We start from the raw sequence: 22,331 nt of genomic DNA, 5'->3' as shown, positions 1-22,331 counted from the left end.
GATGCTGTCCTCGAACATCGTCCAGCTTGGCATCAAGGAATTGAGGGGCTTGCTGCGCGACCCCGTGATGCTGGTGCTGATCGTGTTTTCCTTCACGTTCTCCGTCTACACATCCGTCACCTCCGCGCCGGAGACCCTCAACCGCGCGACCATCGCGATCGTGGACGAGGATCAATCCCCGCTGTCCGGCCGGATCGCGACGTCCTTCTACCTGCCCTATTTCACGAAACCCGCAATGATCAGCGCCGCCGAAATGGACCGGCGGATGGACAGCGGTCTGGACACATTCGCGCTGGATATCCCGCCGAACTTCCAGCGCGATCTGCTCGCGGGAAAATCGCCGGTCATCCAGCTGAACGTCGATGCGACGCGCATGAGCCAGGCCTTCAGCGGCGGGGGCTATGTCCAGAACATCGTGACCGGGGAGGTGAACGAATTCCTCCAGCGCTACCGGGCAAAGACCGAATTGCCGGTCGAACTCAATCTGCGGTCCCGTTTCAATGCCGCGCTCAACAAGGGCTGGTTCAGCGCCATCACGAGCATCATCAACAGCATCACCATGCTTTCGATCGTGCTCGCCGGAGCCGCGCTGATCCGCGAAAAGGAGCACGGCACCATCGAGCATCTGCTCGTGATGCCGGTCACGCCGCTGGAAATCATGATCGGCAAGGTCTGGTCCATGGGGCTCGTCGTGCTGGTCGCCTCGGCGTTCTCGCTCGTCGTCGTCGCTCAGGGGCTGCTCCATATTCCGATCCAGGGCTCCCTCCTGTTGTTTCTGCTCGGCGCCGCCCTCCATCTCTTCGCCACGACATCGCTCGGTATCTTCCTGGCGACAATGGCCGGCTCAATGCCTCAGTTCGGCCTGCTGCTGATGCTGGTGCTGCTGCCCCTCCAGATGTTGTCGGGCGCGCAGACCCCGCGTGAAAGCATGCCGGAACTGGTCCAGACGATCATGCTCGCGGCGCCCAACACGCATTTCGTCATGCTGGGGCAGGCCGTGCTGTTTCGTGGTGCGGGCCTTGACGTGGTCTTCCCGCAATTGGCGGCGTTGCTGGTGATCGGCGCGGTCCTGTTCGCGGTGTCGCTGAAGCGGTTCCGCGCCTTCCTCCGGTGACCGGGAGGGATACCCCGCGACATCCTCCCGCTAGTCGGCCTCGGCGCCCCGGCGCCAATAGGACACGATCAATTGCCGATCAGCCGGGATTAGCAGGTCCTTGCGGAAGAAGCGGCGCAGCGCCTTGAACGCCTGGAACTCGCAGCCGACCCAGACCGACATGTGATCGCCCTGCGGCAAGGCGATGTGTCGGGCCACGCTTATCAGGCTGTGCCCGGATTGCCGGTAGATCCAGTGAAGTTCGACGTTCGGCGGCGCTTCCATCGGAACACGATCCGACGCCGTATCGATCTCGATGCATGCGAGGCCCCGGGATTGCGGCGGAAGCAGGCTCAAGATCCGCGCGATGGCCGGCAGCGCCGTCTCGTCACCCATCAGGACGGTGTAATCGGCCTTGTGCGCTGCTCGGCCGCCGGGCCCGATCATGCCCACCGTGTCGCCCGGCGCGGCACAAGCGCCGAAGCGTGATCCGGGACCTGCATCCTCGTGCAGCACGAAATCGATGTCGATCTCACCCGCTCGCGGATCGATCCTGCGGATCGTGTATTTGCGCACGGCCGGCTTGTTCGGCCCGGCGGGCCAATCGACGAGCCCGCTAGGCCTCATCAAGGGCCATTCCGGCGCAGCCGGATCGGGTGGCAGCAACAGCTTCACATGAAGATTGGAGACGGAATCGTAGCGCGCGAGGTCGTCTCCCGCCAAGGTGATGCGCCGCATGCGTGGCGCGATCATTTCGGCTCGCCGCACCGTCATCAGGCGAAAATAGGGGGGATGCTTCGCTTCGCCTCCATGCCCGTGCCAGACCAGGTCTTCGGCAGGCATCCGGCTGAATTCGAGGAAGTGCGAGGCCGCGATCTCCCGCAATTCCAGCATATCGCCCAACGTCGTGGCTTCGACGTCGATCGCGAAGCCGTCCTGCTCGCGTCGCAAGCGGATGCTCCCTTGCGGAAAGTTCGCTTCGGCCTCGCCGGCGCCGACCCGCGTGCGCGCGTCGTGCTCCTCAAGATGCTCGCAGATGTCGGCGATGATGCCGTCTGGCAGCGTGCAGGCAGGCCGCGCTTCCGCAACGAACAATTCAGGCGGGCTCATCACGATCCGAGCGCGATGGTGAAGCGGCCGGGAAGGGGGATCGCCAGGAAGCGCTCGTTGATTTCCGCAAGCGTGGCTTCTGGGTCCACGTCGGGGAACACGTCAGGGTGGATCCAGCGCGCCAGGGCTTCTACGGCAACCACGTTGATCGGCGTGGCGTGGAACAGATGCCAGAAGCCGAACACCCGGCCGTTCCGGATGGCGTCGATCTCCGCCACGCCTGAGCGCATCACGGCCTGCTCCAGCGTGGCGCGGGCTTCCTCGGCGCCGACACCCGGTCCGATGATCAGGCCGGGCTTGCCGCGCAGATGTGGCCCGCCGGTCGCCACGAACAGGTCGATCTCGCGTGACAGCACATATTCCTTGCTGGCCTGCACCCAGGGCACGTCGCGCAGAAGGCCGGCCCCGATATTGCTGCCGCCGGCGAATTCGACGAAGCGGCCGAGGCCTGCCGAACCCGGCAGCCAGCAGCAGGTCCACCCCGTCGCGCCGGCCATGGATTGCAGCATCAACGAGGGCCGTTTCTCGACCGTCTTCAGCCGGTCGGAGATACGGCGCAGCCTGTCCTCGTGGAAGCTCGCAAACGCGTCCGCCTTGCGCACGGCGTCGCCGCCCAGCGCCGCGCCGATGCGGCGCATGCTGTCGGCGGTGTTCTTCAGCGGATCGCGGAAGAAGTCGACGAACAGCACCTTCATGCCCGCGCCCTTCAGCCGATCGATCAGCGTCGTGGATTGCGGGCCGGGCCCATAGCAGCCGGCGAAGATGGCAAGGTCGGCGCCGCTTGCCAGCGCCAGTTCCGCCGAAAAGCTGTCCGGGCTCGCACGGCCCATCTGCGGCACATCGCCCAACGCCGGGAACCGGGCCTTGTAGGCGTCGAGGATCTGCGGGCTGTGCAGGGCCAGATCGCCCTGCCAGCCTGCGATGAGGCTGACGGGGTCCGGGTGCACCAGAGCGAGCGCGAGCAGGAGATGCCCGTCGCCCAGCAGCAGCCGAGGCGGAGCCGCGAATGCGCGGGCCGGCATCAACGCTGCCGCGGCCGCAGCGCCGCAAAGCGTGAGCGCCTCGCGCCGCGACAGGGCGTGCGTGCTCATATTGCCGTTCATGCGCTCACCAGCGATAGCTCACCGTGCCCAGCACCGTGCGGCCATTGCCGTAATAGCAGGTGTTCACGTCACCGCAGGTCGCCACGTAATCCTTGTCGAACAGATTGCTGGCGTTGATCGAGACGGTCGCGCCCTTCAGGCGGTTGTCGAGATGCGCGAGGTCATAGCGCGCCACCGCGTCAAACAGGGTGTAGGACGGGATGTCGATGTTGTTGAGCGTGTTGCCGGTGTGATCGCCGAAATAGCGCACGCCGCCGCCAAGCATCAGCCCGGCCAGGGGACCGCCATCCCAGGTGTAGCCGGCAAACAAAGCAGCCTGATGCTCCGGCGTGACGGGCAGGTCATTGCCCGAGACATCGACGGCTCCCTGAAGGCCGCGCACGATCTCGGCGTCGAGATAGGAGTACGACGCCAGCACGTCCCAGCCCCGGAAGAAGGAGATCTTGGCCTCGAACTCGACGCCGTTGATCTCGACTTCGCCGACCTGGCTGGTCGTGGTGCCGGTCCCGACCACCAGATTGTCCTGCTTCAGTTTGAAGATCGAGGCCGTGAACAGGCTGTTCGTGCCGGGCGGCGCATATTTCACACCGCCTTCGATCTGCTCGCCCTTGGTAGGCTCGAACGGCTCGCCATTGATGACGACCGGGCCCGAAACGCCGCCCGAGAAGCCGATGTTGACGGTGGGCTGGAACGAGGTCGAGTAACTGACATAGGGCGAGATGCCATGGTCGAGTTCGACCACGAGGCCCGCGCGTCCGGTGAACTCGCTGTCGTCCTGTTCGGTCCTTGCGCCATTCAGTTCGTTCGTGAAGCGGTTGTCCACCCAGTCATGGCGTCCGCTGAGCATCAGGATGAAGCGGTCGAACCGGATCTGATCCTGCAGGTAGACGCCGGTCTGGAGGATATGCTGGCTGACATCGCCGGTCACGCCCGGTGCCGGATCGACAGCGCCGTAGACCGGATTGAAGATGTCGAAGGGCGTATTTATGGCGGCGTTGCTGGTGGCGAATTGCGACCGCAGGTCACGCACGTCGACGCCGGCAAGGAATTGATGCTCGACCGGGCCGGTCGTCGTTTGCCACAGAAGCTGGTTGTCGACCGTGAAGGCGTCGATCTTGTCGTCGAAGATCACCGCCCGGCGCGTGACGTTGCGGCAATTGCCGGGAGCGGGCGACGTCGCATTCGGATTGCAGGCTGCGAACCCAAAACCGCGCACCACCGGCAGGTTCACGTCAACCTCCGTGTAGCGGAGGTTCTGGCGCACCTTCAACGCGTCGGAGAAGCTGTGCTCGAACTCGTATCCGACGCCGAATTCTTCACGCTCGAAATCGTCGAAGCCGGGCTCGCCGAGAAAGCGGTTGCGCGGAATCTTGCCGTTCGGGTTCGGCGTCAGCGTCCCCTGCGACGGCAGGAATTGCAGGGACTTGGCGTCGTCCTTGATGTAGTGCGACAGGAAGGTCAGCGAGGTGCTGTCGCTCGGCTTCCAGGTGAAGCTCGGCGCGATGAAGAGCCGGTCGTCATTGACGAAGTCGACCTCGGTGTCGGACAGGCGGCCCAGCCCGACGATGCGATAGAGCAGGCTCTTGTCATCGTTCATCGCGCCGGTGAAGTCGAACGCGCCCTGGAAGCGGTCATGGCTGCCGACCTGGAAGCGCACCTCGCGCTGCGTCTCCTCCAGCGGGCGCTTGCTGACGAAATTGACGAGGCCGCCGGGCGGGGACTGGCCGTAGAGGATGGAGGCCGGTCCCTTGAGCACTTCCACGCGCTCGACGCCGAACGGCTCGTAGCGCGGCGTGGCATAGGTGCTGTTCGGCAGCAGCAATCCGTCGAGATAGGCCGGGACGTCGATGCCGCGAATCTTGATCCAGTCATAGCGCGGGTCGGCGCCGAAGCGCTCCACCTGCACGCCGGCGGTGTAGCGCAGCGCCTCGCTGGGGTTCTGCGCGGCGAGCGTTTCGATCTGGTCCTGCGCCACCACGGAAATCGATTGCGGCGTCTCGGTGATGGGCGTGTCGGTCTTCGTGCCGGTCGCGCTGCGCGTTGCCACGAAGCCTTGAACCGGGCCGGTGGCGCGCTCCCCATTACCGCCATTGCCGGCGCCCCGACCCTGCCCCTCGACCACGATGGCGTCGAGCTGGATCTCGCCGGCCTGCTGGGCGAGGGCCGGAACGGCGATCACCGCCAGCGAAATGCCGGCGAGCAAGCCCCGCCTGAGCACCACGAGAAGTCCGGAGCCGTTCGCAAACATCGTTCAATCCGCGCCAGAGGGCGCGCCCCACCATAAACCCGAGGGCTCTCTAGACTGTGAGGAAAGGCCGCAGCAACGTCGCCCGTATTCGCGATATCGTCTTTGTTTTTCGTGAAATATTAGAGATGTTTCGATCTACTCTGACTAGTCTTGAACACTTCTAGAAGTTTTTCGGCAAGAGCGCGCTGGGCGGCATGCCGAACCTGCGGCCGAACAGGGTCGCGAAATGCGCCTGCGTATAGCCCACCGCGCCCGCGACCTGGCCCACATTCTGGTGTCCGCCCGCCAGCATGCGATAGGCGGTCTGGAGCCGATGCTCCTGAAGAAAGGCATAGGGCGTCGTGCCGTAAAGTATCCGGAAGCCGCGGTTCAGCTTGCCGGCATTCATGCCGATCTGGACTGCCAGGGCAGCGATGTCCGGCGGCGTGTCGATCGAACCCATCATCAGGTCGCGCGCATGGCGGATGCGGTCGGCGTCGGCCGGGGGAAGGCGCCGGCTGCTGGATTGGCTGCGGGCGGCATCGAATCCGTCGAGCACCAGCGAGCTCAGTTCCAGTGCCTTTCCGAAGCGATAGAGATCGTGGTCGCGCCCCTCCGGGCACGCCAGGATCTGGGCGGCCACCGCTTCGCTGGCCGGATCGGCCGGCCGGATGCCGATGACGATCCTCGGCAGATCGACAATCGGAGACGATGCCCGGACGATGTCGGCGGGGTCGGCTCCGTGCTCACGCCGGATCAGCCCACGGTCGATCTGGATCAGCACGTAGCGGAACGGCTGGCCTTCGCGGAACACCTGGTCGCGCGCGATCTCGCCATCGCTGATCACGGCGATGACCGACGGCCCCTGAATGTCGATCGGCGTCTGGCCTTCCAACCCGAGGCTCATCTGGCCGTTGAGAACCACCAGCAGGCGCACACCGTCGCGGATCGGAGACGTGACCTGCGCGGGTTCGGCGTAGAGCGTATCGCCGGCCGCGATCAGGATCGCGCCGCCCAGATGGGTCGAGACAGTGTGGGGCTGGCTTGGCATGGCGGTCCTTGACGGGTTTCAGTCACCACCTTTTCGAGGTCGGGCACGGCGCCACGCCATCACCAGGTCCGATGTCAGCGCAGCACGTCGTCGACGAGAATCTGCAGCGTACCGCGCGAACAGGCCTCGACGCGAGCCGACACCTTGTAGACCTCGGCAAGGACGGCCGGCGTGATGGCCTTTTGCGGCGTGCCCGCGGCGGCGACACGCCCGGCCGACATGAGCACGATCTGGTCCGACCAGCGCGCGGCGAGGGCGAGGTCGTGCAGCACCATGATGACGATCATGCCCGTCTCGCGCGCCACTTCATGGACAAGCTGCATCACGCGAAGCTGATAATTGAGATCGAGCGCGCTGGTCGGCTCGTCCAGCAGCAGGATCGAGGGTTTGCGGACCAGAGCCTGGGCAAGCGAGGCGAGCTGGCGCTGGCCGCCGGAAAGGTGGTCGAGCCCCTCCATCGCAAGATGGGCGATGCCGATGCGCTCGAGCACGTCCACGGCGCGGCGCGTCATCGCATCTGTGCCCATATCGATGCCAGACGTGGGGGTGGCCCGCAGCGCGCCGATGACGGCTTCCAGCACGGTCAGCGCCACACGCTGCGGCAAGCTCTGCGGCATGTAGGTGACGCGGCTCGCATGCTCGACGAGCGGCAAGCCGACCAGCTCGGTGCCGCCGAGACGGATGGAGCCTCGCGCAGGCAGAAGGCCCGCAAGGCCGCGCAGCAAGGTGGTCTTTCCGGCCGCGTTTGGGCCGAGCAGCGACAGGATGCGGCCGGGTTCGAGGTCGGGCAGCGAAAGCTCGTGCACAACTTCGCGGCGGCTGTAGCCGGTGGAGAGATTCTGCACCCTCAGGACAGCGCCCGCCATCACACGCGCTCCCGGCGTCCGAAGATGAGGAGGAGAAACACCGGCACGCCGATCATGGAGGTGACGACTCCCACCGGCAGCAGCACGCCCGGCACCAGCGTTTTGCTGGCGACGGAGGCCAGCGACATGATGAGCGCCCCGGTCAGCGCGCTGGCCGGCAGGAGGAAGCGATGATCCTCGCCCAGCATCAGGCGGGCGATGTGGGGGCCGACAAGGCCGATGAAGCCGATCGTGCCGGCGAAAGCCACCGACGTCGCCGCCAGCATGCTGACCCGCAGCAGGGACAGGAAGCGCAGCCGGGCGACGTTGATGCCGAAGCTCCGCGCGCGGTCCTCGCCGAGGCGCAGCGCCGTCAGGCTCCAGGAGGCCCTCAGCGAGAACGGGAGCGTCGCAAGGAAGATGAGCGCCAGAACAGCCACGTTCGGCCATGTGGCCCGGGCGAGCGAGCCCATGCTCCAGAAGACAAGCTGCTGAAGCGCTTCCTGCGAGGAGACGAACTGGACAAAAGCCACCATCGCGTTGAAGGCGAAGACGAGGGCGATGCCGAACAGCACGACGGTTTCCACGCCGGCACCGCGCGTGCGCGCCATGAGCTGAAGAAGCAGGACCGAGCCGAACGCGCAAATGAAGGCGTTGATCGAGACGATCCAGTCGTTGGGCAGGAAGGGAACGGAAATTCCCAGCACGATGGCGAGAGACGCACCGAAACTCGCCGCGGACGACACCCCGAGCGTGAACGGGCTTGCGAGCGAATTGTTGAGGATGGTCTGCATCTCCGCGCCGGCCAGCGACAAGGCTGCGCCGACCAGGATCGCCAGCACCGCCGAGGGCAGGCGAACCTGCCAGATGATGGCCGCCTGCTGCCGACTGAGCGATTCTGGCGCGAACAGGCCGCGCACGACGTCGGCTGCGGTAAGCGATGAAGGGCCGGTCGCAAGATCCAGAACGAAGGCCGCCGCGCAGGCCAGCGCCAATGCCGCCACGATCAACGCGCGGCGGAATATCAGGCGGCGATAGGCAATGACGATCTGTTCAGAGGCAGGTGCGGCTTCGGGCAAAAGGCGGCTCGGTGCGGGCGGATATCGGGATGCGAGCCTCTAGATAGGCCGCTTCGCCGCTGCGGACGAGGCCATAATTTGACTGCCCGGGGAAGTAAGGCCCCTGATCAGGCGTCCACCTCAGACGACCGCCTGAATGGGAAACGACCGAGGCTTGCGCCGCGCCAGGATCATCTCCGCCAGTATGGCCGCGGCGATTTCCGGAGGCGATACGGCGCCGATGTCCAGACCGATGGGCGCGCGCACGCGATCGAGCAGGCTGGGATCAAGACCCAGATTCCCGAGACGCTCGAGGCGGGCGGCATGTGTCCTGCGGCTGCCGAGGGCGCCCACATAGAAGCAATCGTTTCTCAAGGCCTCCGCAAGCGGCCCATCGTCGATGCGCGGTTCATGTGTCAGCGCCGCGAGGGCGGTGTGCCGGTCCAGATGTCTTTCCGCGAGCGCACGTTCGGGCCAGTCCGCGATCAGGTCCACGTTCGGGAAGCGCTCCTTGGAGGCGAAGCCCTGCCGCGGATCGATGACGATCGTGTCGAAGCCCACAAGGCGCGCCATGGGGACAAGGCTTTGTGCAATGTGCACCGCACCGATGACGACGAGGCGCGGTGCGGGCAGATAGACATTGACGAACAGGCGAAGACCATCCCTCTCGACCAGGGAGGAGCGTCCGGATCCGAAGAGCGGTTCCAGCACCTCCCCGAGCGCATCCCGAGGAGCGTCGTCCGCACGGACCAACCGGGACCGGCCTCCATCGAGGTCGGTGACAAGTGCCACGGCCTCTCGCGAGCGGCGCGCTTCCGCGATCTCTTCCAGAATTTCGCGCCGCATCAGATCACCGGCTCGATGAAGATGCGGATAGTGCCGCCGCAGGACAATCCGGCCCGCCATGCCGTCTCATCCGCCACGCCGAATTCCAGCATGCGCGGCATTCCGCCGACCATCACATCCATCGCCTCGGCGATCACATCGCCCTCCACACAGCCCCCTGAGACGGAGCCCGCGAAATTCCCGTCGGCGTCGATGACGAGATGACTGCCCGCAGGCCGTGGCGCCGATCCCCAGGTCTGGACCACCGTTGCGATCGCGATCGTTCGTCCCGAGCCAAGCCAGGAGAGGGCCACATCCATCACGTCGTCTCCGGACCCGGTCATCGAATCGGCCGGGTCGTAACAGTCCTGTGACCCGGACGTGCGGCGTTGTTGCGGAGCTGGCCGGATTCCGCAGCGATCTGCCATTTTATAGGCATTCCAAGCCTCATAATGTTGCCCTCCGACGAGCCGCTCGCGACACGCGATGCGCCTGAGCGAAAGCATGCAGGAGGCATGCCTCTCTGGGACAACGCTCCAACAGGCCACATGGCACGCCCCTTGCTTTGAAATACGAATAACACTTCGTTTTTAGGCAAGGCCAGGGCTTTCAGCGGATGATCCCTCTTTCGAACATTGCCGGTGCGGGCCGATGAGCCGGCCTGACGCGACGCCGCAGGAGCGCTGGGCCGAACTCGATCAGGCCGAACGCGATGCGGCCTACAACAACAATGCCGCCGTCGTGAACAGCCCCGCTTTGATCGAGGCGCGAAACGCGGCGTCGATCGCATGGCGTCAGGCCCATCCCGAAGGGTTGGATGTCAAATATGGCGATGCACCCCGCATGGCGTTCGACCTCTATTCCGCGGCGGACCGCGACGCGCCGTGCCTGGTGTTCATCCATGGCGGTTACTGGCAGAAGAATTCGCGCGAGAATTTCGCGGTCTATGCGGAAGGCTTCCTGGCGGCCGGGTGGTCGGTGGCCATGCCGAGCCACACGTTGGCGCCCAATTCGAGCCTCACCGGCATAGCGGACGAGATTCGCCATGCGCTGGACTGGCTTGCCGCGTCCGGACCGGCCCATGGCCTTGCCGGTCCCATCGTGCTGGCGGGCTGGTCGGCCGGTGCGCAGCTTGCCGTCCTGCACCTGGATCATCCCGCCGTCTCGGCCGGTCTCGCGATCTCGGGCGTGTATGACCTCGGGCCCTTGCGCGACACCTTCCTGAACGGCGCGCTGCATTTGACGGACGACGAGATCGGCAGCCTGTCGCCGATGCGAGCTCCGGTTTGCCCGAAGCCATTGGCAATCGCCTACGGCGATCGGGAATTGCCCGCCCTCGTCCACGATTCACGAAATCTGCACCGCCTGAGGCAGGCCGCCGGGGCGCCGGGCGCTCTTCTACCCATTGCGGGTGCGGACCACTTCACCGTGCTCGACGACCTGCGCCTCGCAAACGGCACGCTGGTGGGCGCGGCGAAAGAAGCCCTCGCGCTTGCACGGAAGGACCCGAGGGCGGCCTGACCGCTGCCCGCGATCACCCATTGACCAACACCCCGCTGACCGGAGATCCGCATGTCCAGTTCACGCTTTGCCTGCACCGCCGCCTTTGCCTTCGCTTTGCTCGGAAGCACCGCGCTCGCACAGGATGCCATCAAGATCGGCGTCAACCAGCCGCTGACCGGCCCCTTCGCCGCTTCCGGGGCCTATGTGGTCAACGGCGCCCGCATCGCCGCCGACGAGATCAACGCCAAGGGCGGCGTTCTCGGCAAGAAGATCCAGCTCGTCATCGAGGACAACAAGTCCAACCCCACGGAAGCCGCGGCGGTAGCGGAAAAGCTGATCACCAGCGACAAGACGCCCGTCATGCTCGGTGCCTGGGGCTCCAGCCTGACGCTCGCCGTCATGCCGAAGCTCGAAGAATACGAAGTGCCCATGCTGGTGGAGACGTCGTCGTCCGGCAAGATCACGACATCCGGCAACCCCTACGTCTTCCGCATCTCGCCCCCCTCGTCGCTGGAGGCGGAGGCCTTCGCGCCCATGGTCGAGAAGCTTGGTGTGAAGAAGGTGGACTTCCTCGTCATCAACAATGATTGGGGTCGCGGCGCCGCCGCCGATTTCGGCAAGCTCCTGAAGGAAAAGGGCGTGACGGTCGGCCTGACCGAGACCATGGACGCCGCGGCGCAGGACATGAGCGCGCAGCTTGCCAAGATCAAAAGCACCGATTCCGACACGATCATGATCACCGCGGCCGTGGACCAGCTCACGCTCGTCTTCAAGCAGATGGCCAGCATGGGCGTGAAGAAGCGCGTCATCACCACGGGCGGCTCGCAGAATCCCGACCAACTGATCGATCAGGCTGGCTCGGCAACGGAGGGCACGATGCACCTCACGACCTTCCTGCCCTGGGTGCCGGAAGCGACGCCGGATCCGAAGGCCACGGCCTATTTCATCGAGGAGTGGAACAAGCGCGGCTACCCCTTCGCCGGCACCACGGAGAGCTTCCGTGGCTATGACGGCATCCGCGCCATCGCGGCCGCGATCGAGCAGGGCGGAGAGGCCGAGCCGGCCGCCATCCAGGAAGGCTTTTGGAAGGTCGAGATGATGGGCCTCAATGGCCCCATCAAGTTCCAGAAGTCCGGCCCGTCGGGCAGCGAGAGCGGCCAGAGCAAGCCACAGGTCTATCTGATCAAGATCGCCGACGGAAAGGTCGGCGAGGTCAAGCTCTAGCGCTTTGTCCTGCCGCGGCGGAAGCGGCCTTTTCCGCTTCCGCCGGTCTGGCATGCCATCTGCACATCATCAGGTTCGGCCATGTGCCGGAAAGTTCAGTTCCGCGACGGAGCCACGACTTGGAACAGTTTCTGCAGCACAGCGTGAATACGCTGGTTCTCGGCGGCGCCTATGCCCTTCTGGGCATCGGGCTAACCTTGATCTTCGGCATCATGAACGTCGTCAATTTCACGCATGGCGCGCTCTATACGTTCGGCGCCTACCTGATGTACCTCGCCAGCGCGGCGCTCGGCATCAACTTCTTCCTCTCGCTCCCGGTTGCCATCTTCGGTGGGCTCGTGCTCGGCGCGGTGATCGAGATCCTGCTGCTGCGCCCGTTGCGCAAGGCCGATATCGACACAACGATGCTGGTCATGATCGGCGCGGGCATCATCCTGCAATCCAGCACGCTGTGGATATTCGGCGGCGTGGCCAAGGCCATTCCCTCGCCCTTTCCCGAAAGCCCGGTGCAGCTGGGACCCGTGTCCATTTCATGGATGCGCCTTTTCGTCTTCGTGGCCGCTGGCCTCCTGATCGCCGCCGCCTACGGCGTCATCAATCTGACGAAGCTTGGCCGCGCCATGCGCTCGACCTTCCAGGATCCCGACACGGCCGCGCTGATGGGGGTCAACGTCAAGTTCATCTACACCGCCACCTTCGCGCTCGGCTCCAGCCTCGCCGCGGCAGCCGGCGCGCTGCTGGGGCCGGTCTATGTGGTCGTGCCGCAAATGGGCGATCTCGCCTCGGTCAAGGCCTTTGCCATCGTCATCCTGGGCGGGCTCGGCAATGTCGCCGGCGCCACGATCGGCGGCTTCATCCTCGCCTTCGTCGAGGAATTCGGCGCCGGCTACATCTCGTCCGGCTACCGCGATGCAATGGGTTTCATCATCATCATCGCCGTCCTGCTCATGAAGCCCACAGGCCTGTTCGCACGTGCGGAGCGCATCGGATGAGCCGCTATTTTCCGCCTCTGCTCCTCGTCGTGCTGGTGCTGCTGCCGCAATTCGTGAAGGATCCCTACCTGCTCAACGCGCTCATCGCGGGCGGCATCTTCACTATCGGTGCCATCAGCCTCAATCTGCTGCTCGGCTTCACGGGCCAGCTCAGCCTCGGCCACATCGCCTTTTTCGGCATCGGCGCCTATGCCAGCGCGCTGACCTCGCTCGGCTTCGATGTCGGCCTCTTTGGCGATGTGCGGGTCGTCCACGAAGGCTGGCCGCCGCTGGCCGGTTTCCTGGTCGCCGTCCTCCTGGCCGGAGCCTGTGGCTTCATCGTCGGGCGGCTGTCGTTTCGGGTGCGCGGCGCCTATTTCGTCATCGTCACCATTGCGTTTGCGGAAGTCGTGCGCCTCGTCGCGCTGAACTGGATCGAGCTGACGCAGGGTCCGCTGGCTCTCACGTCCATCCCGCAGATGCGGCTCGGCCTGCCCTTCATCGGCGAGACGGTGCTGCGGACGAAGACCGACAATTTCTACCTAATGCTGGGCGTGGCCACCCTTTGCTATGTGATCGTGGCGCGCCTCATCTCCGGCCGCTTTGGCCGCGACATGCGTGGGCTGAAGGAAAACGAGCCGCTGGCCATGTCGGTCGGCATCAACGTCACCCGCACGCTCACCATCACCGCCACCATCTCGGCGGCCATGGCCGGCGCGGCGGGCAGCCTCTACGCCCATTACTTCCGCATCATCGACCCGGACGTGTTCCTGTTCGCCTACACGGTGACCATGATCATCATGGTGGTGAGCGGCGGCAAGGGCACGCTGGCCGGGCCGCTGATCGGCGGCGTGATCTTCAGCATCCTGCCCGTCACGCTGCGGCCCTACATGGCCCCCGAAGCGCAATGGATCGTCTATGGCGCGGTGCTCATTCTCATCCTGTTCCTGACGCCGAAGGGCCTCGCGCCCTATCTGGACGAATGGTTCGCACGCCGCAGGGCACGGCCCGTGCCCGATCGTGCGCCGGCTCTCGACGCAGGCGTGGAGGCACGCCCATGAGCGCCGATCCCATCCTTTCCGTGAACCATGTCGAAATGTGCTTCGGCGGCCTGCGCGCCATCGCCGATCTGCATTTCGAAGTCGCGCCGGGCGAGATCCTCAGCCTCATCGGACCCAACGGCGCCGGCAAGACCACGGCCTTCAACATCATCACCGGCTATCTCAAGCCGACCAGCGGCCAAGTGCGCTTCAAGGGCACGGATCTGGCGGGCCTGTCGCCCAACCGGATCAGCCGGCTCGGCCTTGCGCGGACCTTCCAGCGAACCTCGGTGTTCGCCGACGACAGTGTGTTCGACAATGTCATGATCGCGCTGCATGGCGCCGATCATGGCGCAAACTGGCTGGACGCCTTTCTGAACCTGCCGCGCGAACGGCGAGGCGAGGCATCCCGTCGCCAGCGCGCTTTCGACATTCTGGATCAGGTTGGATTGACTTCGCGCGCCCAGACGCGTGCCGGATCGCTGTCCTATGGCGAACAGCGGCTTGTCGGTGTGGCGCTGGCTTTGGCCACCGATCCCAGCATGCTGCTGCTGGACGAGCCGGTGTCCGGCATGAATGCCTCGGAAACGCACAATTTCGTCCGTCTCATCCGGGCGATCCGCGACCGGGGCACCACGATCCTGCTGGTCGAGCACGACATGCCCATGGTCATGGCCGTGTCCGACCGCATCGTCTGCCTCAATCACGGCCAGCTCATCGCCAATGCAGCGCCGGCGGAAATCCGCGCCAATCCGGCTGTCATCGAGGCCTATCTCGGCAAGAGCGCGGCCACCACGAAGATCGAGGAGGAACTGGCCCATGCTTGAGATCCGCGATCTGCAATGCGCCTATGGCGCGGTGTCCGCGCTCAAAGGCATCACTCTGGATGTGGGCGAAGGCCAGCTCGTGGCACTGGTCGGCGCCAACGGTGCCGGCAAGTCCACCACGCTGCGTGCCATTTCCGGCCTCGCGCCGAAGGTCGGCGGCAGCATCCGCTTCTGCGGTGAGGACATCACCCGGCTCGAGCCTGCGAAGGTTCTCGGTCGCGGCATCTCGCACTGCCCCGAAGGGCGCCGCGTCTTCCCGTATATGAGCGTCGCGGACAACCTCATCATGGGGGCCTATCTCCGCAAGGATCAGGCTGGCATCCGCACGGATCTCGACCGGATCTACACCGACTTTCCCCGCCTCAAGGAGCGCCGCGCCCAGGCGGCCGGCACGCTTTCGGGCGGCGAGCAGCAGATGCTGGCCATCGGCCGGGCCCTGATGTCGCGACCGAAGCTCGTCCTGTTCGACGAGCCTTCGCTCGGCCTCGCTCCCACGATCGTCGAGCAGATCCTGGCCATGATCCGCGCCATCTGCGACAGCGGCACCACCGTGCTGCTCGTCGAGCAGAACGCCTTCGCCGCGCTTGAGCTGTGCGATCACGCCTTTCTTCTGGAAACCGGCCGCATGGTGAAGAACGGCAGCGGGCGCGACCTCATCGACGATCCGCACATCCGCGAAGCCTATCTCGGCGGCTGACAGCAGGCCGGCTGCCTAAATCGTCAGCAGCCGGTCTTCGCCCTCGCTCTGTCGCGCGGCAACGACGCGCCCCATCAGGGCGATGATCTGCTTCTGCTCGGCCGGCGAGAGCGGCTTCAGCGTTTCGGCATGGGCGCGCTTCACCTGCGCCTCCACGTCGCGCAGAAACTGCCGCCCCGCCGGCGTCATGCAGGACACCTGCCGGCGGCGATCGGTCGGCCCGGGGGTGCGTTCGACGAGACCGCGCGCGGCAAGGCGCTTCAAGATTCCGGTCGTGGTGGTGCGGTCGAGATAGACCGCCTGCGCGATCGCGGTCTGGTCGGCCGGCCCGAGCGTCTCCAGCGCGGACAGCACGCTGTATTGGAGGGGGGTGATCTGGCATTCGGCGAGCAGGTCCATGAACAGCCCGACATGGATCTGGTGCAGGCGCCGGATCAGGAAACCCGGCCGCTCGCCGATCGACCAGTCTTCGTCGCCCCCGCGTTCCCGCACATTTTTTCCACCCGTCATGCCCGCGCTCTTTCGTCACCTGCTCGTCACTCTGCCGTCTTTTCGCACAATGCTGCGCATCTGTCTGGATCGCTGACATGGCACAAGCTATGCATAAGAAAATGCGAAGTACGCTTCGTATATCTCGGGCCGTTACGGCACAACATGAGGTTCAGAATGGCTGACGTTTCGCGATATGACACGCTGCTGCGCGGCGGCCGCGTGATCTGCCCGGCATCCGGCATCGACGGCATCAAGGATGTCGCCATCCGCGACGGGCGCATCGCCGCCGTGGAAGACACGATCATCCCGACCAGCGCCACCGACGTCATCGATGTCACCGGCAAGCTGGTCCTGCCGGGCATGATCGACACCCATGGCCACATCTATCAATACGTCACCGGACGCTTCGGCCTGAACCCCGATATGGTGGGCGTGCGCTCCGGCGTAACCACGGTGGTCGATCAGGGCGGCCCCTCCTGCATGACGCTGCCGGGCTTCCGGCACTACATCGCCGAGAAAGCAGACACCCGAGTCTATGCCTTCCTCTCGGCCTATCTGGTGGGTGGGCTCGAGGGCCATTTCTACCCGAACCTCTACAGCCCCGAAGGCGTGGACGTGGACGCGACGGTGAAGTCCGCCACCGAGAACAAGGATCTCGTGCGCGGCATCAAGGGCCATGCCGAGATCGGTGGCTTTGCGCGCTGGGGCATCAAGGTCATGGAAATGGCGGCTCAGATCAGCCGCCGCTCCCAGCTGCCGCTCTATGTGCATTTCGGCCAGCTGTGGGGCCTGCCGGAAAGCGGCGCCAACGGCGAGGACGCCAACACCATCATGGAACGCGTCATCCCGCTGCTTCAGCCGGGCGACATTCTGGCCCATCCCTTCACCCGCCATCCAGGCGGCTTCATCAATGAGCAGGGCGAGGTCCACCACATCATCAAGGCCGCTATGGATGCGGGCCTGCGCGTGGATGTCGGCCACGGCAGCCATTTTTCCTACCGCGTGGCGCGCGCCTCGCTGCCGGCCGGCGTCATTCCCTACACGCTCGGCGCCGACATGCACGGCTACAACACCGAAGTGCCGCAGCCTGCCGGTACGCCGGACGAGCACCATGACGACGAGAACCACCCCTTCCTCGGCCAGGCGCGCTTCAGCCTGACCCAGGCCATGACCTCCATGATGGCGCTCGGCATTCCACTGGAAGACGTGGTGCCCATGGTGACGAAGAACCCGGCGGAAATGCTCGGCCTGTCCGACCGCATCGGCGCGCTGAAGCCCGGCTATGCGGCCGATGTGTCCGTTCTGCACGACGATCGCGGCCGCTTTCTGCTGCGCGACAACGAGGACACGCAGGTCATTTCGGACCGCCTGCTGCGCCCGGCCTTCTGCCTGCGCGCCGGCAAGCGCTTCGACGCGGATTCGCCGATCCTGCCACAGGCTGTCGCGGCTTGATCGCATCCGGCAATGAGGACCGGCCCGGGCGTTCGCGCCCCGGCCTTTGCGTGCGCAGGCTGATGGCTGAACCCGCGTCCGTCCAGCACTCCGAGGGGCTGAACTGGGTCGAGGCCTGCCCGCTCGATGCTTTGGAACGACGCGGGCTGATCGGTGTCTGCCTCCATGGCGAGCATCTGGTCGTGGCAATCAGCGAGGGCGCGATCTTCGCCGCGGAGCGCAAATGCCCGCACGAAAGCGCCGACCTCGCCAAGGGCCGCTGTCAAGGCGGGCGGCTGATGTGCCCGCGCCATCTGGCCTGGTTCGACCTCAGGACAGGCGAGGTGCCGGGCTGGGACGTGCGCAAGCTGCGCATCTTCCCGACGCGCGTCGACGAAGCCCGTGTCTTCGTCGGCCTGCCGCGTGTTCCAAAAGCGCCGATCCCGCCCGAGCCGTTCTGAGGGCGATCAGCCCCGTCGGCTGGAGAGTATACGCCCGAGCAGCGACCAAACTGTCCGCAGCATGAAGCCGATGCCGCCGATCGGCGCCGACGCCTGCACCTCATGCCCCTCGGCGGCCTGCGCCAGATTGGTCGCGAAGCGTTCCAGCAGGCGGTCCACGATGTCGGCCACCACGGCCGGGCGGCCGAATTGCGAGAGCGGCCCGGTCAGCTTGTAGGCGATCTCGACCGCCACGCGCGAGGAGGCGGCATCCATGGCCTCGGCGGTGAAGCTGATCGCGCCATCCGCCTTGGAGCGGCTGATCGGATCGCCGCCGCTGCCGATGACGCGCCCCGTGCGTTGCGCGGGATTGAACTCGACCTTGGCACGACCTCGGAAGGTTGCCTTCATCGGGCCGATGGCGACGAGAAACGCCCCGAGAACCAGGCCGTCTGCATGCTGTTCCTCGATGCTCGCGCCCGGCAGGCAGCGGGCCACGGTCCCGATGTCCTGAATGGTGGCCCAGAGCCGGTCCACCGGCACGGACACGGGGATTTCGCGATTGAGGACCACCGGATTGTCGAGCGTTTCGGGCAGGGGCGGCAGGCTCGCATCCGCGTGGGTCTTCGAGGGGGTGGCGGGCTTTGCGCGCACACTCGCGGCGGTCCCCGCCTCCTGCGGCGCCAAAGCGGGGCGCGTCACCGGGCGGAACAGCGGCTCCGGCGCGCCCGTATCCAGCACGCTGCGGATGGCGGCGACGATGCCGGCATAGCCGGTGCAGCGGCACAGATTGCCGGCCAGTTCCTCGCGCACGCGGTCGTCGTCGGCATCGGGCAGGCGGGTCACGATGTCGTAGGCCGTGGCCAGGAAGCCGGGCGTGCAATAGCCGCACTGCAAAGCGTGGTGACGGTTGAAGGCGGTGCGCAGCGCGGCCATCACGGGGTCGTCGCCGAAGCCTTCCACCGTGCGCACCTCCGCGCCCGAGCAGGTGGCGGCGAAGGTGATGCAGGAGCGGGTGGGGCGGCCGTCCACCAACATCGTGCAGGCGCCGCACACGCCATGCTCGCAGCCGATATGCGTACCGGTGAGGTTGAGGTTCTCGCGCACGAAATCGGCGAGATGCAGGCGGGGTTCGACGGGCTGGCTGATCCGCGCGCCATTGATCGTCATGGTGACGGTGTTCATCGCCTATCCGTTATGCGTGCTGTGGGCCAAGGCGATGGCGCGCCCGACCGCCGCCACATGAAGCGCCTGCGATTGCGCAGAGAGGCCGGGCGCCGCCTCCGCCACCGCCTCCGCAATGCCCAGCCGTCCGGCCAGCACCGCCTCGGGCTTTTTCAGCAGGGTCGGCGGACGCTCGATCGCGCCGACAAGCACGCGTGGCTCACCATGCTCGGGATCGATCAGAACGGCCGCGCTGGCCATCGCGAACTCGCCGACCTTGCGGCAATATTTCCAATAGGCCCAGCGAGCGTGCCTTCCGCGTTTGCGCACGCGCACATGGGTGATAATCTCGCCCGGCTCCAGAACCGTGGAGAAGGCGCCGGTGAAGAAGCCGGTCACAGGCATTGTGCGCTCGCCGCGTTTCGATTGCAGCACGACGGAGGCATCGAGCGCGGTCAGCACGTTCACCCAGTCGGCGGCCGGGTCCGCGTGAGCGAGGCTGCCCCCGAGCGTGCCGCGGTTGCGCACGGCGCGATAGGCGATGCGCCGCGCGGCGGAGGCGAGCCAGCCGGGCGTCGCATCCGGCACCGCGCCGTCCTCGATCTCGGCATGGGTCACGGCCGCGCCGTAGAGGATGAAGTCGCCCTCGTCCTTCACCTCGCGAAGCGCGGGAATGCGCGAGACATCCACCGCGAGGCCGGGCCGCGCGAGCCGCAGGTTCAGCATGGGGCCGATGGATTGCGTGCCGGAGATGGGCTTGGCCTCATCCCCACCAAGCGCCTCCAGTGCGGACGCCACATCCGCGGCCTGAACGAGATCGAAGGCGGCGGGCTTCACGCCGGCACCGCCAGTTCCGATGCGGCTTTGGCGCGCGCTTCGGCCAAGGCTGCGAGGATACGGCCGGGCGTCAGCGGGACCTCCGTCAGGAACGCGCCGGTGTCCTTGAGCGCGTCGTTCACCGCATTGGTGATGGCGGCCGGCGGGCCGATGGCTCCGCTCTCGCCGATGCCCTTCTGGCCGAAGCGGCTGATCGGCGACGGCGTCTCCATATGGTCGATGCGGATAGGCGGGATCTCGGATGCGCCGGGCAGATGATAATCGGCAAAGGTCGCGGCCATGGGCTGGCCGGCGGAATCGTAGCGCATCTCCTCATACAGCGCGGTGCCGATGCCCTGCGCCGCCCCGCCATGGACCTGTCCGTCCACGACCATCGGGTTCACCATGACACCCGCGTCCTCGACGATGCGGTAGTCCAAAATCTCGACATCGCCGAGTTCGGGATCGACCGCCACCACCACCGCATGGCAGGCATAGGAGAAGGTGCCGGTGTCGCGCACGGTCTTGTAGCCTTGCGTCACCTCCAGCCCCGCCGGGTCGATGTCGGGGGGCAGGTCCTGCGGCCGCAGATACCAGATCTTCGCGACGTCCTTGAGGCTGACGCAGCGCTCGCCGGCCCAGGCCGCGCCGTCGCGCAGCACCACTTCGTCGGGCGAGGCCTGCATGACCGAGGCGGCGATGGCGCGCACGCGTTCCGCCAGCCTGTCGCAGGCGGCCGCCACCGCGCCACCCGCCATGACGATGCAGCGCGAGCCCCAGGTGCCGGTGGAATAGGGCGTCAGCGCCGTGTCGCCATGCACCACCTTCACCCGGCGCGGATCCACGGTCAGCACTTCGTTCGCGACCTGCGCCAGCGTGGTTTCGAGGCTCTGCCCGTGGCTCTGTATGCCGACGCGCACTTCCAGCCCGCCATCCGGCGTCAGACGCACATTCGCCTGTTCGAAGCCGGGCACCATGGGGATGCCCCAGCCGGCGTAGACCGAGGTGCCGTGCGCACCCTGCTCGCAGAACACCGAAAACCCCAGTCCGATCTTGCGCCCGTCCGGCTCGCCCCGCGCCTGCCGTGCCCGGACCGCCGGCAGATCGATCGCCTGCACGGCGCGGTCGAGGCATTCGACGTAATCGCCGCTGTCGAAGATCTTCTTCGTGATGTTGGTGAAGGGCATGGCCTCCGGCGGCACGAGATTGCGGCGTCGGAACTCCGACGGCTCCATGCCGATTTTCCGCGCCAGCTCGTCCAGCATCACTTCCAAGGCGAAGCAGACGCCGGTCCGCGCCACGCCGCGATAAGGCAGGATCGCCGGCTTGTTGGAACACACCGACCAGGTGCGGCAGCGATAGCCGTCGAAGCGGTAAGGCCCCGGCAGGATGCTGGCGACCTGCGCGGCTTCGAGGCAGGCCGAGAACGGGTAGATGGAATAGGCGCCGGAATCGACGATGGCCTCGCACTCCACCGCCAGCAGGCGGCCATCGTTCGAGGCATAGCCGGTGATTTCGTAATGGTGCTCGCGGCAATTGGCGTTGCCGATCAGATGTTCGCGCCGGTCCTCGATCCACCGCACCGGGCGGCGTAGGTGCATGGCCAGCCAGGCGAGGCACACCTCCTCCGCCAGCAGGATGCCTTTGTAGCCGAAGCCGCCACCGACATCCGGCGCCACGACGCGGACCTGCCCCTGGTCGAGGCCAAGGCACTCCGCCAAGCCATTGCGCACGATGTGCGGCATCTGGGTCGAGGTGTAGACGACGATCTGTTCGGCCTGATTGTCCCAATAGGCGACGACGCCGCGTCCCTCCATGGGGGCCATGCTCTGGCGCGACGTGCGCAATGTCCTGTGCACGGACACGTCCGCCCGGGCCTTGGCGGCCTCGAAGTCGGTATCCACGAAGGTTTCCAGGAAGACGTTTTCCGGCCAGTGCTCGTGGATCAGAGGCTGGTCGGCATCCCGCGCCCGGATCATATCGACGACGGCGGGCAGTTCCTCGATGTCGAGCAGAACTCGTTCGGCGATATCCTCGGCTTCCGCCCGCGTGTCAGCCAGACACGCGGCAAGTGGCTCGCCCACATGGCGCACCTTGTCATGGGCAAGGATCGGCTGGATCGAACTGCGGAAACCGGCCAGCCCGGAATCGCCGCGAATTCCCGCCACGCCGGCAAGATCCGCATGGACAAAAACGCGCTCCGCATCGTCCGACGGCTTCGCCACCTCGCGGATGCGCCCATGCGCGACAGGGCTGCGGACGAAAGCCACGTCGAGCATGCCCGGCAAACGGATGTCGCCGATGAATCGGCCACGCCCGGTAAGCAGCCGATCGTCCTCCAGCCTCGGAAGCGACGCTCCGACGCCGCTGGCTGTGGGGCCCTGTTTCTGCATCGCGTCGCCCGTCACCCGCTC

21 protein-coding genes are annotated in these 22,331 nt (G+C 66.0%); 9 read left to right on the top strand and 12 right to left on the bottom strand.

What is annotated here, in order from left to right; all coding sequences use genetic code 11:
- Window position 1 precedes the first annotated feature (1 nt).
- Window positions 2-1,114: an ABC transporter permease gene (locus ACQ6S1_RS06910; protein WP_445040455.1), complete on the top strand. Its 1,113-nt coding sequence runs from the start codon at window positions 2-4 to the stop codon at window positions 1,112-1,114.
- 30 nt (window positions 1,115-1,144) lie between these two features.
- On the opposite strand, the gene ACQ6S1_RS06905 is transcribed toward ACQ6S1_RS06910, so the two are convergent.
- From ACQ6S1_RS06905 to ACQ6S1_RS06870, 8 genes are all read right to left on the bottom strand, one after another.
- Window positions 1,145-2,203: a DUF2218 domain-containing protein gene (locus ACQ6S1_RS06905; RefSeq protein ID WP_445040454.1), complete on the bottom strand. Its 1,059-nt coding sequence runs from the start codon at window positions 2,201-2,203 to the stop codon at window positions 1,145-1,147.
- Window positions 2,203-3,294, bottom strand: a complete 1,092-nt coding sequence (locus ACQ6S1_RS06900) for a TroA family protein (RefSeq protein ID WP_445040453.1) — start codon at window positions 3,292-3,294, stop codon at window positions 2,203-2,205. The genes ACQ6S1_RS06905 and ACQ6S1_RS06900 overlap by 1 nt, the downstream gene beginning before the upstream one ends.
- A 16-nt stretch (window positions 3,295-3,310) precedes the next feature.
- Window positions 3,311-5,554: a TonB-dependent siderophore receptor gene (locus ACQ6S1_RS06895; RefSeq protein ID WP_445040452.1), complete on the bottom strand. Its 2,244-nt coding sequence runs from the start codon at window positions 5,552-5,554 to the stop codon at window positions 3,311-3,313.
- Window positions 5,555-5,714: 160 nt separating this feature from the next.
- Window positions 5,715-6,584, bottom strand: coding sequence for a helix-turn-helix transcriptional regulator (locus tag ACQ6S1_RS06890; RefSeq protein ID WP_445040451.1), 870 nt, complete (start codon window positions 6,582-6,584; stop codon window positions 5,715-5,717).
- Window positions 6,585-6,658: 74 nt separating this feature from the next.
- On the bottom strand, window positions 6,659-7,450 hold the full coding sequence (locus tag ACQ6S1_RS06885; RefSeq protein WP_445040450.1) for an ABC transporter ATP-binding protein: 792 nt from the start codon (window positions 7,448-7,450) through the stop codon (window positions 6,659-6,661).
- Window positions 7,450-8,508, bottom strand: a complete 1,059-nt coding sequence (locus ACQ6S1_RS06880; protein ID WP_445040449.1) for a FecCD family ABC transporter permease — start codon at window positions 8,506-8,508, stop codon at window positions 7,450-7,452. The genes ACQ6S1_RS06885 and ACQ6S1_RS06880 overlap by 1 nt, the downstream gene beginning before the upstream one ends.
- 120 nt (window positions 8,509-8,628) lie before the next feature.
- Window positions 8,629-9,333 (bottom strand): XdhC family protein, encoded by a 705-nt coding sequence (locus tag ACQ6S1_RS06875; RefSeq protein ID WP_445040448.1) that lies wholly within the window; start codon window positions 9,331-9,333, stop codon window positions 8,629-8,631.
- The gene (locus ACQ6S1_RS06870; RefSeq protein WP_445040447.1) at window positions 9,333-9,656 is read right to left on the bottom strand and encodes an XdhC family protein; all 324 of its coding nucleotides are present in this window, start codon (window positions 9,654-9,656) and stop codon (window positions 9,333-9,335) included. The genes ACQ6S1_RS06875 and ACQ6S1_RS06870 overlap by 1 nt, the downstream gene beginning before the upstream one ends.
- A gap of 307 nt (window positions 9,657-9,963) precedes the next feature.
- Here ACQ6S1_RS06870 and ACQ6S1_RS06865 point away from each other — a divergent pair, with 307 nt between their 5' ends.
- The 6 genes from ACQ6S1_RS06865 (at window position 9,964) to ACQ6S1_RS06840 (ending at window position 15,574) form a co-directional block, all read left to right on the top strand.
- Window positions 9,964-10,833, top strand: a complete 870-nt coding sequence (locus ACQ6S1_RS06865) for an alpha/beta hydrolase (protein WP_445040446.1) — start codon at window positions 9,964-9,966, stop codon at window positions 10,831-10,833.
- Window positions 10,834-10,884: 51 nt separating this feature from the next.
- Window positions 10,885-12,039: an ABC transporter substrate-binding protein gene (locus tag ACQ6S1_RS06860; protein ID WP_445040445.1), complete on the top strand. Its 1,155-nt coding sequence runs from the start codon at window positions 10,885-10,887 to the stop codon at window positions 12,037-12,039.
- Between the two features lie 119 nt (window positions 12,040-12,158).
- Complete coding sequence (locus tag ACQ6S1_RS06855) at window positions 12,159-13,031, top strand: branched-chain amino acid ABC transporter permease (protein WP_445040444.1); 873 nt, start codon at window positions 12,159-12,161, stop codon at window positions 13,029-13,031.
- Entirely contained in the window at window positions 13,028-14,071 is a 1,044-nt protein-coding gene (locus tag ACQ6S1_RS06850) for a branched-chain amino acid ABC transporter permease (protein WP_445040443.1), read from the top strand. The genes ACQ6S1_RS06855 and ACQ6S1_RS06850 overlap by 4 nt, the downstream gene beginning before the upstream one ends.
- Entirely contained in the window at window positions 14,068-14,877 is an 810-nt protein-coding gene (locus ACQ6S1_RS06845) for an ABC transporter ATP-binding protein (RefSeq protein WP_445040442.1), read from the top strand. The genes ACQ6S1_RS06850 and ACQ6S1_RS06845 overlap by 4 nt, the downstream gene beginning before the upstream one ends.
- Window positions 14,870-15,574: an ABC transporter ATP-binding protein gene (locus tag ACQ6S1_RS06840; protein ID WP_445040441.1), complete on the top strand. Its 705-nt coding sequence runs from the start codon at window positions 14,870-14,872 to the stop codon at window positions 15,572-15,574. Before ACQ6S1_RS06845 ends, ACQ6S1_RS06840 begins: the two co-directional genes overlap by 8 nt.
- Before the next feature lie 15 nt (window positions 15,575-15,589).
- On the opposite strand, the gene ACQ6S1_RS06835 is transcribed toward ACQ6S1_RS06840, so the two are convergent.
- Window positions 15,590-16,084, bottom strand: coding sequence for a MarR family winged helix-turn-helix transcriptional regulator (locus tag ACQ6S1_RS06835; protein WP_445040440.1), 495 nt, complete (start codon window positions 16,082-16,084; stop codon window positions 15,590-15,592).
- Between the two features lie 156 nt (window positions 16,085-16,240).
- Between ACQ6S1_RS06835 and ACQ6S1_RS06830 the strand changes: the two genes are divergently transcribed.
- The gene (locus ACQ6S1_RS06830) at window positions 16,241-17,518 is read left to right on the top strand and encodes an amidohydrolase/deacetylase family metallohydrolase (protein ID WP_445040439.1); all 1,278 of its coding nucleotides are present in this window, start codon (window positions 16,241-16,243) and stop codon (window positions 17,516-17,518) included.
- 62 nt (window positions 17,519-17,580) lie between these two features.
- Window positions 17,581-17,958 (top strand): Rieske (2Fe-2S) protein, encoded by a 378-nt coding sequence (locus ACQ6S1_RS06825; protein ID WP_445040438.1) that lies wholly within the window; start codon window positions 17,581-17,583, stop codon window positions 17,956-17,958.
- Window positions 17,959-17,964: 6 nt separating this feature from the next.
- Here the strand turns inward: ACQ6S1_RS06825 and ACQ6S1_RS06820 are convergent, their stop codons facing one another.
- Genes ACQ6S1_RS06820 through ACQ6S1_RS06810 form a run of 3 tightly spaced genes read right to left on the bottom strand, consistent with a single transcriptional unit; the run spans window position 17,965 to window position 22,310 of the window.
- The gene (locus tag ACQ6S1_RS06820; protein ID WP_445040437.1) at window positions 17,965-19,122 is read right to left on the bottom strand and encodes a xanthine dehydrogenase family Fe-S subunit; all 1,158 of its coding nucleotides are present in this window, start codon (window positions 19,120-19,122) and stop codon (window positions 17,965-17,967) included.
- 3 nt (window positions 19,123-19,125) lie between these two features.
- Entirely contained in the window at window positions 19,126-19,938 is an 813-nt protein-coding gene (locus tag ACQ6S1_RS06815; protein WP_445040436.1) for an FAD binding domain-containing protein, read from the bottom strand.
- The gene (locus ACQ6S1_RS06810; protein ID WP_445040435.1) at window positions 19,935-22,310 is read right to left on the bottom strand and encodes a xanthine dehydrogenase family protein molybdopterin-binding subunit; all 2,376 of its coding nucleotides are present in this window, start codon (window positions 22,308-22,310) and stop codon (window positions 19,935-19,937) included. The genes ACQ6S1_RS06815 and ACQ6S1_RS06810 overlap by 4 nt, the downstream gene beginning before the upstream one ends.
- Between the last annotated feature and the right edge of the window lie 21 nt (window positions 22,311-22,331).

Source organism: Terrihabitans aquatilis, from assembly GCF_052542005.1.
This window is presented reverse-complemented; position numbering and strand designations above follow the sequence as displayed.

What these genes read in the sequence shown, in the direction of transcription:
- ACQ6S1_RS06885 (WP_445040450.1), bottom strand. Translation starts at nt 7,450, where the DNA reads ATGGCGGGCGCTGTCCTGAGGGTGCAGAATCTCTCCACCGGCTACAGC.
- ACQ6S1_RS06850 (WP_445040443.1), top strand. Translation starts at nt 13,028, where the DNA reads ATGAGCCGCTATTTTCCGCCTCTGCTCCTCGTCGTGCTGGTGCTGCTG.
- ACQ6S1_RS06910 (WP_445040455.1), top strand. Translation starts at nt 2, where the DNA reads ATGCTGTCCTCGAACATCGTCCAGCTTGGCATCAAGGAATTGAGGGGC.
- ACQ6S1_RS06895 (WP_445040452.1), bottom strand. Translation starts at nt 5,554, where the DNA reads ATGTTTGCGAACGGCTCCGGACTTCTCGTGGTGCTCAGGCGGGGCTTG.
- ACQ6S1_RS06810 (WP_445040435.1), bottom strand. Translation starts at nt 22,310, where the DNA reads ATGCAGAAACAGGGCCCCACAGCCAGCGGCGTCGGAGCGTCGCTTCCG.
- ACQ6S1_RS06905 (WP_445040454.1), bottom strand. Translation starts at nt 2,203, where the DNA reads ATGAGCCCGCCTGAATTGTTCGTTGCGGAAGCGCGGCCTGCCTGCACG.
- ACQ6S1_RS06835 (WP_445040440.1), bottom strand. Translation starts at nt 16,084, where the DNA reads ATGACGGGTGGAAAAAATGTGCGGGAACGCGGGGGCGACGAAGACTGG.
- ACQ6S1_RS06890 (WP_445040451.1), bottom strand. Translation starts at nt 6,584, where the DNA reads ATGCCAAGCCAGCCCCACACTGTCTCGACCCATCTGGGCGGCGCGATC.
- ACQ6S1_RS06825 (WP_445040438.1), top strand. Translation starts at nt 17,581, where the DNA reads ATGGCTGAACCCGCGTCCGTCCAGCACTCCGAGGGGCTGAACTGGGTC.
- ACQ6S1_RS06860 (WP_445040445.1), top strand. Translation starts at nt 10,885, where the DNA reads ATGTCCAGTTCACGCTTTGCCTGCACCGCCGCCTTTGCCTTCGCTTTG.
- ACQ6S1_RS06830 (WP_445040439.1), top strand. Translation starts at nt 16,241, where the DNA reads ATGGCTGACGTTTCGCGATATGACACGCTGCTGCGCGGCGGCCGCGTG.
- ACQ6S1_RS06820 (WP_445040437.1), bottom strand. Translation starts at nt 19,122, where the DNA reads ATGAACACCGTCACCATGACGATCAATGGCGCGCGGATCAGCCAGCCC.
- ACQ6S1_RS06875 (WP_445040448.1), bottom strand. Translation starts at nt 9,333, where the DNA reads ATGCGGCGCGAAATTCTGGAAGAGATCGCGGAAGCGCGCCGCTCGCGA.
- ACQ6S1_RS06865 (WP_445040446.1), top strand. Translation starts at nt 9,964, where the DNA reads ATGAGCCGGCCTGACGCGACGCCGCAGGAGCGCTGGGCCGAACTCGAT.
- ACQ6S1_RS06900 (WP_445040453.1), bottom strand. Translation starts at nt 3,294, where the DNA reads ATGAGCACGCACGCCCTGTCGCGGCGCGAGGCGCTCACGCTTTGCGGC.
- ACQ6S1_RS06840 (WP_445040441.1), top strand. Translation starts at nt 14,870, where the DNA reads ATGCTTGAGATCCGCGATCTGCAATGCGCCTATGGCGCGGTGTCCGCG.
- ACQ6S1_RS06870 (WP_445040447.1), bottom strand. Translation starts at nt 9,656, where the DNA reads ATGACCGGGTCCGGAGACGACGTGATGGATGTGGCCCTCTCCTGGCTT.
- ACQ6S1_RS06845 (WP_445040442.1), top strand. Translation starts at nt 14,068, where the DNA reads ATGAGCGCCGATCCCATCCTTTCCGTGAACCATGTCGAAATGTGCTTC.